The organism is Shewanella sp. MF05960 (assembly GCF_050849305.1).
Classification (GTDB): domain Bacteria; phylum Pseudomonadota; class Gammaproteobacteria; order Enterobacterales; family Shewanellaceae; genus Shewanella.
Genome location: NZ_JBOZPS010000014.1, coordinates 119,657 through 130,933 on the forward strand (window position 1 = coordinate 119,657; position 11,277 = coordinate 130,933).

Genomic DNA, 11,277 nt, shown 5'->3' on the forward strand with positions numbered 1-11,277 from the left:
AGATGTTTAGCGTAATTGTTAACACAACTAAAGGCACTAAAGTGGGTGAGTTTCAGTGTATTCATTCGGAATGTCATGTAGGAAAAGAGACTCAACAACTTATTCAACTCCGAGGCTTTAAAGTCTCTAAGCATCATGCGACATTATATCAAAATGATGACGGGATATTTGTAACAGATAATCAAAGTCGCACAGGAACAAAAGTTAATGATGAAAAGCAGGCTCAATTTGGTCCATTAACGTTAAATGACAAAATACAGATTGGTGATTATATTCTTCGGGTACAGTCTTCCGACCGCAGTAACACATCTGAAGAGAACGAAAGCAAGGTTTTAGATACGGAAATTGATAGCGGTGTAAATATTGAATCTACAGATATTCAAGCGCAAGAAAAACAAAATATAGCCTCTATTGCTTCGGCGGAATTACTTCAAAAAATCAAAGTCAGAAACGAATGTCGTCGTAAGGTTCATAGAGAGCTATTAAAGCTAATGGATTTAAGACGCGTAAACGTCAATGAAATGAGTGACGATGAATTAAGGTTTCAAAGCTCCAAATTGATTGAACAAATCATCGATTCAATGACTATTCCGGCTGAAATCGAAGTTAGCTCACTTATTAAAGAAGTGTTAGACGAAACCATTGGTTTAGGACCATTGGAAAGCCTTATTGCCGATCCAGATGTTACTGAAATTATGGTTAATAGCCATGACCAAATATTTTATGAAAAAGCCGGTAACTTGTTTTTATCCGATATTGCCTTTTCTGATGATCAAGCTGTTTTAGGTGCCATTGAAAGAATTGTTACACCAATAGGCCGAAGAATAGATGAAAGTTCGCCAATGGTGGATGCAAGATTAAAAGACGGTTCTAGGGTTAATGCCGTCATTCCACCATTAGCATTAAAAGGGCCATGTATCACCATTCGTAAGTTCATGCAGCGACGTTTGAGCTGTGATGACTTAGTTAAGTTTGATTCAATGAATGCTGCGATGGCATCATTTTTAGAAATGGCTGTTAAGCAAAAAAGAAATATTGTGATTTCCGGTGGTACAGGTTCTGGTAAAACAACATTATTAAATGTGTTATCGAATTTTATTCCAGACAATGAGCGGATTGTAACAGTCGAAGACGCCGCAGAACTTCAATTGTATCAACCTAATTTAGTCTCACTAGAAGCCAGACCGCCAAACCAAGAAGGTAAAGGTGCTGTTGAAATTCGTGATTTAGTCAAAAATTGTTTACGAATGCGTCCTGACCGAGTGGTTATTGGTGAATGTCGAGGTGGTGAAGCTCTCGACATGCTTCAGGCTATGAATACAGGACATGATGGTTCGCTTACCACTGCTCACTCAAATTCTCCCAGAGACTGCGTGTCACGTTTAGAGGTGATGGTAATGATGGCCGGGATGAACTTACCTATCTTGGCGATACGTGAGCAAATAGCCTCAGCAGTGAATATTATTGTGCAACAATCTCGTTTTTCTGATGGTTCAAGAAGAGTGACTAGTATTTGCGAACTGACAGGATTAGAAGGCAGTGTTGTACAGTTGTCTGAAATATTTAAATTTCAACAAACTGGATTTAATGCAGAAGGCAAAATTGAAGGCTTTTATACTGCAACTGGTACCGTTCCTGAGTTTTATGAGCAGTTACAAAAGCGGGGCGTAAAAATTAAATTAGATATTTTTGATAATGGAGGCCGTAAATGACAATAATTTTATTTGCAGCCCTTTTAGCATCTATATCTGTTGCGCTATTGGTGTGGTCTTTAAAGCATTTATCGGAAAAGTTTGCGTTGAATTACCATCAAACGTTTACGACTTCTGCTAAATTAAATTTGACCGAAATGTTTTTGTTTATCGAGCCAAAACAACTCTTTATCATAAATATGATCACTCTGATTTCGTTACCTATTTTATTTAGAGTTTTTATGGGCACTTGGGTGTTGGGTATTCTACTCAGTATTTCTCTTGCTCTTGTCCCCCGGTTTATTTACAAATTTTTACATAAAAGGCGTCGTAGAAAATTTGTTCACCAATTACCTGACGCGCTCAATATGGTAGCTACATCTATGCAGTCTGGTGCTAACGTAACCAGTGCAATTGAATTTATGGCTGAAGAAATGGAATCGCCAACTAAACAAGAGTTTCAGTTATTTTTGCGTGAGCAAAGGCTTGGTGTCGAATTCAACAAAGCATTAGATAATATGCTAGTGAGAATTCCTGAAGATGAATTTCAGCTTGTTACCGCAGGCATGCAAATATCCAGAGAGGTTGGAGGGAATTTAGCTGAGGTGCTTCATAGATTATCACAGACTTTACGCAAAAAAATTGAGATGGAAGGTAAAATTGATGCCTTAACCTCTCAAGGTAAAATGCAAGGCGTTGTGATGACCTTATTGCCAGTCTTTATTGGTGTAGTGCTATATCATATGGAACCCTCTTCAATGGGCCGAATTCTTACGGAGCCAATGGGATGGGCATTAATTGCACTTATTACTATCATGTTATTTGCCGGGTATATGTCAATCCGTAAAATAGTCTCAATTGATGTATAGGGAATATCATGGTTAATTTAATTGTCACATGCTACACAATCGCATTCATCTTCTTAGTTGTTAGTTGTATTCGTATTTATCGAAAAGTACCAAAAGATAATCGTGAATTTATGGACCCGTTATCTCCAGGGTTAAAGCTTATCTGGCCTTTTGTTAGAATCGTTGCTTTTTATATTAGTGAAAATTTAAGTGTAGATTACCTGGAACGGATCTCAAAAAAGCTTCAAATATCAGGTTTGTCTTACATCATGACCGCAGAGCAATATTTTGCTATCAGGGTTTTAAGTACATTATTTTCGCTTGGGTTAACGATATTTTGTGGTTTGCTATTAGATAATCTAGAAACTAACTATCTGATTTTTGCTGCCGTTTTTGGTTATTTTTTGCCCGTATTAACCCTAAATGATTTACGTAAAAAACGACAAGGTCAAATCGTCAAATCGCTTCCTGTGTATTTAGATTACTTAACCATGGCAATTGAAGCTGGCTTAAATATGACAGGAGCATTGTCTCAAGCTGTCGACCGTGGGCCCGCAGGCCCATTGCGTATTGAATTAGAAAAGGTGATTCGAGACATGCGAGCGGGGATGTCAAGGGCGCAATCTTTCAGAAATATGGCTGACCGAGTGCAAATCACCGAAGTTAATAGCCTTGTAAGTGCGCTCGCTCAGGCAGAAAAAACGGGCGCGAGCTTAGGGCAAACATTGAGGATCCAGTCAGATCAGCGTCGTGTAGAACGTTTTCAGCGTGCAGAGAAAAAAGCGCTTGAAGCACCTGTTAAATTAGTCTTTCCTTTGGTTATATTTATTTTCCCAGTAACATTTATGATTTTGGCTTTCCCTATTGCGATGAAATTCATGTACGAGCTATAAAATGAACTTAATAAGTATTAAAAGCGACAAAGGTAGCAGCATAGATAATGTTTTCTATGCAAACAAAACCTTGAGTAGATTGAAAGGTCTTTTAGGGCAAAGCAGTTTAACAATGCAACAAGGCCTGTTGATTGCACCTTGTAATTCAGTTCATACCTTAGGGATGAAGTTTGATATCGATGTGATTTTTTTAGATAAAAATAACAAAGTTGTCAAAATTAAAAAATCGGTTAAACCGATTAGAATGACCAGTTGTTTTCGCTCTAAAAAAGTACTCGAGTTAGCATCTGGAAGTGCAGAATATAACAATATTTCAATCGGAGATTTACTGTCATGGTAAGACATCTATTATTACTTACAGCTGTTTTGTGCATGGGATTAGCTGGTTGCGCCAGTAAACCGGATACTAAGCAACAAGAAGGTAATCAACAAATCATGCAGCTGCAAGCCAATGCTGAACGTGCTTATAAAATGGCTATGTTAGACCAGGCTGAGAGTTTGTACTTTGAGGTCTTAGCTAGCGTGCCTAACTATGCTCCAGCCTGGTTTAGGTTGGGTAATATTTACACTCGAACGGGGCGTCACGATGCTGCAATAGCGGCTTACTCAAAAAATTTAGAATTTCAACCAGATAATCAAAAAGCATTTTATAACATTAGTTTAGTCCGTATTAAACAATCAACTGAAACGCTTGCAGCGGCAACAAAGCATGGTGATGTAAACTCTCCTATTGGTAAACAAATTCAAGCGTTACTCGATGCTCTGAATCAATTGCAAAGAGAGCCAAATAAATCGGATCAGCAAACTCAAGCGGCGTTGTAATGGAACTGAAAACATGTAGAGCTCAAAAAGGCCAAAGTATGGTTGAGTTTAGTCTCGCTGTGCCTTTTTTAATGCCAATCATTTTAGTGACTATGATGTTAATTGTGCAATGGGCTTTTATTTACTCAGCTAAAAGTACCCTAAATGCGGCCACCATTAATGCTGTTAGGGCTGGAACACTACACAATGGTAATATTAATGATATTCGTAATGGGCTTGCTCAGGGGATGATGCCTTTATTTGCCCATGGGACTGATATTTCAGACACTCTAGAGGCTGTTGCAAAATCAAAAGTGGCAGTAGCATTACAAAGCGATATTACTATTTTAAGCCCAGATAGAACCGCTTTTGATGAGTTTAAAGTGAGGGTGAGATATCCCCAAGGCTATGTGTATGAAATACCGAATAACAATTTAATGTACCGAAATCCTGTATTAAAAGATTTAGGACAAGGTAGAAAGTTGAATGTACAAGATGCCAATTTATTACAAATAGAAGTCAGATGGTGTCAAAAGCTCATTGTTCCATTTGCTAATTATGTTATCGAAGAAATAGTAACGTCTGTTTGGTATTTACCAGGTCCGGAACAACTCGTGTGTAATGCACTTGGACAAGCCACAGGAGATAGTTATTTAGCGATGGTTTCACAAGGGTTAATGCGGATGCAAACACCTTTTAGAATGTAATTAACATAAAGATGAACTTGACGTAACCGTCATTAAAAATTGAAAAATGGATTTAAATAGGGATATATGCGATGAAATATAATGCACTTTGGTTAGCAATATTACTAGCTGCTAGCGTAGGAATGAGTGGTTGTAATAGTGAATTAGAGGAAGGTGAAGGCGTTGGTGTTGTCGTGCCCACACCTGTAGATCCTGTAGACCCAACGGATCCTATAGATCCAACTGATCCTGTTGCCCCAACCGATCCAGTCGAGTTTGTCGGCACCTGGGAAAACAAGGATGAAGATGGTGATGGTGTGCCAGATGAGCTTGATGATTATCCGTTTATAGCTGCCAAGCAGTCACTGCCGTATGTTGTTGAAATTGAACCAAATGATAATCCATCAATTGCTACATCAGTAAACTCTTTTCCTCCTTTTCGAATTCAAGGGGCAATATCTAACAGGTCAGATAATGGGGATCTATTTTCCTTTAAAGGAGAGAAAAGTCACTTCTACACTTTAGTTCTTAGTTACAAAAATTCGGATTTTAAACCAAATATATATTTTTCGGACGCTCAAGGGAACGCTCTAAACTTTGGTGAAATTGAATTTGACCAAAGTTTAAAAACAATTGCGATAAGTGTTCAAATCCTTGAAGATGGGCTGTATCACGTTGGCATTAATGATATAAATTTTGATGGACGTGAAAGCTTTACCTATACCGCTCAAGTATTCGAAGACCAAGACGGCGATGCGGTAGACGATATTTTAGAGTCCGCGATAGCACTTAACAACCTGACTCATGATACTGACAATGATGATATTTGGGATAATACGGAATTTTATTATGGATTATCAAATTCATTAAACTTTGATGCCGATAACGATAATATACCCAATTGGCTCGATTTAGATGCAGATGGTGACGGGATCTCTGATAAACAAGAAAGTGCTTTTGATAGTGATGGAGATGGTCTTGGAAACTTTATCGATGATGACTCTGATGGCAATAATATTCCAGACCGAGTTGAAGTTGGTGAAAATCTAGACCAACCGATTGATCAAGATTTTGATGGTATTGCAGATTATGCAGATCTTGATGATGACAACGATGGTTTACTAGATAATTATGATGATGAACGGCTAGCAGCTATTACCGAAGACATGGATACAATGATAAGTCAGCCTTACGTGACTCATAACGGTATTGATATAAAGTTTATCCGAGAGGGAGATACTATTCAGTTTGAACTTAACCAACCATTACCAGGGCCGCAAAATTACATGGTATTTAAACGGACCAAACTCAACCCAATTAATATACCCATAACAGCTTATTCAGGTACATTTTCAGTAGTCATTCCTGATTTTAGTACTCAGTTGTTCATCTCAGACGGCTCTTACAGAAGTAATATTCGTAATTTAAATATACAAAGCAAAGGCACTCCAGTATTAGCTACAAACAATGCTTATCTCTTAAAAGAAATGGACACAGTAGCTCTATTAGGTAGTGATTTTACGCAAGATATGACCGTAATAGCGGGTGGAAAAGCATTAGAACTAATATCATCCACAAAAACGGAAGTCACTGTAAGCATACCAAATGATTTAAACGATGGAGTGTTGCAGGTCAATAACAGTTTCGGTCAAAGTAATTTAGAAACATACTATGTTATTAAAGATATTGAAGTAGTTTCGGGCTCATATTATAACGTTAAGCTAGATGATATTAGTCTTACTACACTTTCTGATACTCAATATACTTTAGATGCTTCTGCAAGCCAGAAAGTTAGTCATTTTAAGAATCGACTAACTCCTATTAATAGCTTTATCCACTCATCTGATGGGAAAAAGCTATTTCTAAGTGCCTACATAATCCCTGGAGAGGCAGTTACTTATTTAAACTTAGAAAGCACAGTGTTCAAACACATACTTGATTATATTGGGACCAAAAAAATTAAACTAGACGAACTGAATTTGTTTAGAAGTGAATCTGTTAATTACCCAGAGTTTATAACGGTTTTAAATCATTTCGATGAACTTTTAAGTAGCTCTCCACTAGCTTTAGACGGATATTCTGTAGAAACAGGAGAATTACTACTAGAAAATAGCCGTAAAATCTATGAAAAGTATCAAGCAAGTTCATCGTCTTCAAAACCGATGGTGCAAAAAAAAACATTAATAAACAAAATAGAGCTTGTTAACGCTAACTCACAAGCAACTGGTGATATTAAGCCAACAATCAAAGACTATGGCACAGATCATTTCGATTACTCAATAAGTCCAACAAACTTTACCGATAATTGGCTACCAACAGATCCAAACTGCCCTGACAATTCAGCTGTTAATAATGAACAAAAGAATAAACTTCAATATGATGGTTGTGTAGAGTTAGAGAATAGAACAAAACTATATTTAAGTACTCAAATTATCCCTTTAGGGGAAAATAATGAATATGATGAGTCAAAGTTAGATACGCCACTGCGAAAGCATATTAATAGTGGGTGGGATGGGAATATTTTAGGGCCACAGTCCGGCACATTTCTAGGGTTTGAACTCTGGTCTAAGGACCAATATTACAATGAATGTCCTTACCAAAGCTGTTTATACCAAGTACTATCTCCTGGAGTTAATACTCCCCTAGGTCCATCCCCCTTTAGTTTTAATTACAACTCTGTTTATGACAAAACTAATCTAGACGCAAGAACCAGCCTGGCTATTAGAACAATAATAGACGGAATATTACTTCCGTTTGTTGATATTATTCTAGAAGGCATCAATTACAAACCACCTGGTCGAGGGGAAGGGTTTGATAAAGTTGCAATAACCAAAGCAATTATAGCTAACTCACCAAAATTGTTGGAAGAGAGTGAGAAAATTTATCGTGACGATGATGTTACAATTGCTGACATTGAAAATTTTGCAAAAGAAATCGTCATCGAATTCTATAGAAATGAGGTCGAAGCTTTTTATAAAGTTGATAATGCAGGTAAGTTTGGTCCTATTACAAAGGCAGTTTTCAAAGAGTTAGCAGTCAGCCCTCAAGACCTCGCTTTTCTCGCTGCTGAAGCTGCTGCTCGCAAATGGATACCTTTTGCAGGCCAAGCGGAAGCTCTAATAAAAGGAGCTAAAGTCGCTGATATATTAGTTGACCAAGTAAAAACAATTAAAGACATGATGTTTGTGCCAGTGAAGTCTGACTTTACAGTCACATGGGGCTTAAATATAGTTGATTTAGACCCTAGCATTATGAAAGCAGAAGGCGTAGATAAGCCATTAACAATTGTTGGCTCGGGCTTTGGTATCAATAAACGCTGGTACTGGTTCGATGAGCAGCCCGTCACCGTTCTCAAAGACAAAAATGCAAATACTGGTGAAATAAACATTTTTCATGACAATATTTCGGTCGCTGGAACCCGCCTTGATATAACCGTACCAGGCAGCTTATTGGAAAAAGCGGTTGGCCCAATATCAGTAAAAGTAGAACACCGTGGACAAACGGCAATAGCTCCAATTGATATTCAAATTGGAGATGGCCTAAAAATATCGAGACTAAAGCAAGATAACGGCCAACCCGGCGATACTGTAATTATAGAAGGTATTGGCTTTGAACCTCTAAAGTCAAAAAATATCGTTACCTTTGCTGGCAAAAATAATGCCCGTATTACCGCATATATTGTTAAGGTCGAAGCTAGCAAACTAACTGTTACAGTCCCTAGTGGCATCGTTTCAGGCGAGGTAATTGTAGAGGTAAATAATCAGTTCAGTAATGGGCTAGAGTTTACCGTTCCTTATTTACTTGATATTACTTTTGGAGATAACGGTAATTTTAACGACGATATCTTTAAATTAGTCGTCGATGATAAAGTTATTACAGACGGTTCAAGTCCTCAAAGAAAAGTCGGCCCAATATCTGTGCCTCTCGCAGCAGGTACTCATACGGTCAAATTAGTTGGTATACGTGCTGAAGATGAAATTGGAACCTATTATATCGAATTTGCTGGGAATGTCGTGTCAGTAAATGGCGATGCATTAGAAGGTAGAGATTTACTCAAAGACAGTGTGAAGACCTTTACCGTTGTAATTGGTAACACCACTCAAAAAATCTTTCAAAACAGTGAACCACTGCTTTATTTACAACAAGAGTAGACAGTCGTATTATTAACAAACTAACGAAGGTGCATCATCGTCGATGCCCTTGGTTTTATTATATTAAAAAGGATGTCCCATGCTCTTAAGGAATAAGATTGTTTTTCTTCTAGCCATATTACTTGGCTCCCATAATGCTTTGGCAAACAGTGATAAAAGCCTTGATAACGAATTAGGCCAACGCTGCTTAGGCACGCTTGATTTCATCAAGAGCCAAAATTTGTCAGCTTTTATGGCAGAAATGCCACTAGAGTCAACAAAGGGGCAAGAAAAGCGATTAGCAAAAATATTAGAACGATCTCATAAGCGTAACTTTGGTAAAGGTGAGCCTCACACAGTTGAGATTACAGGGGTTAGTTACGAAGATGCACCAAAAGTAAAGCAGGAAAGTTTTACCGCAATAGAGTTAGCAAAAGTTAATATCTACATTAAAAGTGACTCATCAACATCTTATGCTCGATGTAATTACATGAGGACTGCTGATGGCTGGTTTTTATCTTCACTGCCCTAATCAATAAATAATTGTTGTTAGCAATGAGTGACAGCTCCATTTACAACAAGAATAGATCCTCTTACCATAAACGAGCTTACCAAGGTGCATTCTCATCAATGCCCTTGGTTTTATTATATTAAAAAGGGTGTCACATGCTCTAATGGAATAAGATTGTTTATCTTCTAGCCATTCTTGGCTCCAATAGTGCTTTGGCAACCTGTGATGATTAACAACAACTCAATGAGCAGCCAATAGCTAACCGTAACACAAGGACGTCGTACATGGAGTATTCGCAGTTACCTAAGCAAGCGCAACGATTTATAAAGCCTGCAGGTTTGCCAGATAAGGTACGCTTGCCTACCAAATATCATTATATTTTTCGCGGCTTTGCAATATTAGGTCTATTGCCATTATCTGCTTCTGTATTAATGGCGCTAACACTGAGCGGAGCAGAACAAACTTTCTATCAGGTTGTCACGTGTTTACTGTGTCCTCCTCTATTGCTGCTTGTCTTGCTTAAGCATCATTTGATACTGGATAACCAAACCCAGCAACGCTTTGTACAATTAACCATCTTAGGCTACCACGGCAAAAAGTCACATCTGGCTCCGCTGCAATCGACAGAGTTGCTATTACGCCATAATCGTTATAATAGGAGTCAGTTTGAGCTTAAAATGCATGATATTGTCTATCCCATCGGTGACTTAGCAGACACCAAGCTTTTAGCGATGTTTTTTGCAAATTTATTTAAGCTCACAGCCAAAGAGCAAATTAGCGATTTTCCTCATATACATCAACTCACTTTCGACTCGGCAACTGGCAGTGTTATTCGTGAAAAAATACCAAATACTTCGAACAAACAAGCCCAAGTCGAAAGCAAACCTTGTGCTGAAGTAACACTGTCACAGGCACGACACTCGTTGGATAACAACCAAAACAGTCCATCAGCAGTTCCAATTAACAGTGGGCCATTTATCGAACCACTTTTACAGCCTAAATTGGTAATACGGATTTTTTATCCTTTGCCATTTTTAATGGTATTTGGCTTTATCATGAAATATGTGGGGGGGTTATAAACATGCCTTTTAAACAACTTTCAGCAAGCAAAGCAGTCATAGCCAACACTTACACGCATATTATCACTCGACGGGTTTTTGCAGGTCTATTAGCCTTTTGCGTTCTGTTTGCGACTGCAGGTTTTGAACGCTGGTCAAACGATGAAGTTTTTATTTGGTCACTTGTGGCTTTGCTCAGTTGGCACTTTCTCTTTTTCCGTAGTCATGTTGAGTTTGATCTAGATAAACAATTAATCACCAACCACGTCAGCTCTCTTTATCCTCTGAGTCAACAGCTGATCCCAATACAAAATATTAGTGCATTTCAAATCCGTCGACGTCTTGGTGATTCAAAAGGCTATGAGTTATGTATTGTATTGGATAGTCAAATTGAGCCGCTGAAGTTTGACTATGGCAACCTGTCACACATAAAGAAAACTGGCCAGCAACTCTCACAGTTTTGTATGGTTCCCTTACTATCGGACGTATCTTAATGGTATTTATAATATTAATGAACCTTGAAAATAACATGGCCATATATGGACGCTCCCGGTGAGTCAAGATAATACTCTGCTCACCGAAGGCTTTTTGGCCTTAGTTTTCTGTACAACATTCTCACTCTTATCGTTGCTTTTGATGCGCTCATTTACCGCTAGAAG

At 38.1% G+C, this 11,277-nt stretch carries 10 protein-coding genes; all 10 read left to right on the forward strand.

What is annotated here, in order from left to right; genetic code table 11:
• The first annotated feature begins 2 nt into the window (after positions 1–2).
• The 10 genes from ACROAE_RS14675 to ACROAE_RS14720 all read left to right on the forward strand — a co-directional run bounded on the left by ACROAE_RS14675 (position 3) and on the right by ACROAE_RS14720 (position 11,112).
• Entirely contained in the window at positions 3–1,712 is a 1,710-nt protein-coding gene (locus ACROAE_RS14675; protein WP_432403019.1) for an ATPase, T2SS/T4P/T4SS family, read from the forward strand.
• Positions 1,709–2,560: a type II secretion system F family protein gene (locus ACROAE_RS14680; protein WP_432403021.1), complete on the forward strand. Its 852-nt coding sequence runs from the start codon at positions 1,709–1,711 to the stop codon at positions 2,558–2,560. The genes ACROAE_RS14675 and ACROAE_RS14680 overlap by 4 nt, the downstream gene beginning before the upstream one ends.
• Positions 2,561–2,568: 8 nt before the next feature.
• Complete coding sequence (locus tag ACROAE_RS14685) at positions 2,569–3,432, forward strand: type II secretion system F family protein (RefSeq protein WP_432403023.1); 864 nt, start codon at positions 2,569–2,571, stop codon at positions 3,430–3,432.
• Between the two features lies 1 nt (position 3,433).
• Positions 3,434–3,772, forward strand: a complete 339-nt coding sequence (locus tag ACROAE_RS14690) for a DUF192 domain-containing protein (RefSeq protein ID WP_432403025.1) — start codon at positions 3,434–3,436, stop codon at positions 3,770–3,772.
• The gene (locus tag ACROAE_RS14695; protein ID WP_432403027.1) at positions 3,766–4,254 is read left to right on the forward strand and encodes a tetratricopeptide repeat protein; all 489 of its coding nucleotides are present in this window, start codon (positions 3,766–3,768) and stop codon (positions 4,252–4,254) included. The genes ACROAE_RS14690 and ACROAE_RS14695 overlap by 7 nt, the downstream gene beginning before the upstream one ends.
• Positions 4,254–4,940, forward strand: coding sequence for a TadE family protein (locus ACROAE_RS14700; RefSeq protein WP_432403029.1), 687 nt, complete (start codon positions 4,254–4,256; stop codon positions 4,938–4,940). Before ACROAE_RS14695 ends, ACROAE_RS14700 begins: the two co-directional genes overlap by 1 nt.
• Before the next feature lie 71 nt (positions 4,941–5,011).
• Positions 5,012–9,070: a hypothetical protein gene (locus ACROAE_RS14705; protein WP_432403031.1), complete on the forward strand. Its 4,059-nt coding sequence runs from the start codon at positions 5,012–5,014 to the stop codon at positions 9,068–9,070.
• A gap of 79 nt (positions 9,071–9,149) precedes the next feature.
• On the forward strand, positions 9,150–9,581 hold the full coding sequence (locus tag ACROAE_RS14710) for a hypothetical protein (protein WP_432403033.1): 432 nt from the start codon (positions 9,150–9,152) through the stop codon (positions 9,579–9,581).
• A 263-nt stretch (positions 9,582–9,844) separates the two neighbouring features.
• Positions 9,845–10,639, forward strand: a complete 795-nt coding sequence (locus ACROAE_RS14715; RefSeq protein WP_432403035.1) for a hypothetical protein — start codon at positions 9,845–9,847, stop codon at positions 10,637–10,639.
• 2 nt (positions 10,640–10,641) lie between these two features.
• Positions 10,642–11,112 (forward strand): hypothetical protein, encoded by a 471-nt coding sequence (locus ACROAE_RS14720; RefSeq protein WP_432403037.1) that lies wholly within the window; start codon positions 10,642–10,644, stop codon positions 11,110–11,112.
• The last annotated feature ends 165 nt before the right edge of the window (positions 11,113–11,277 follow it).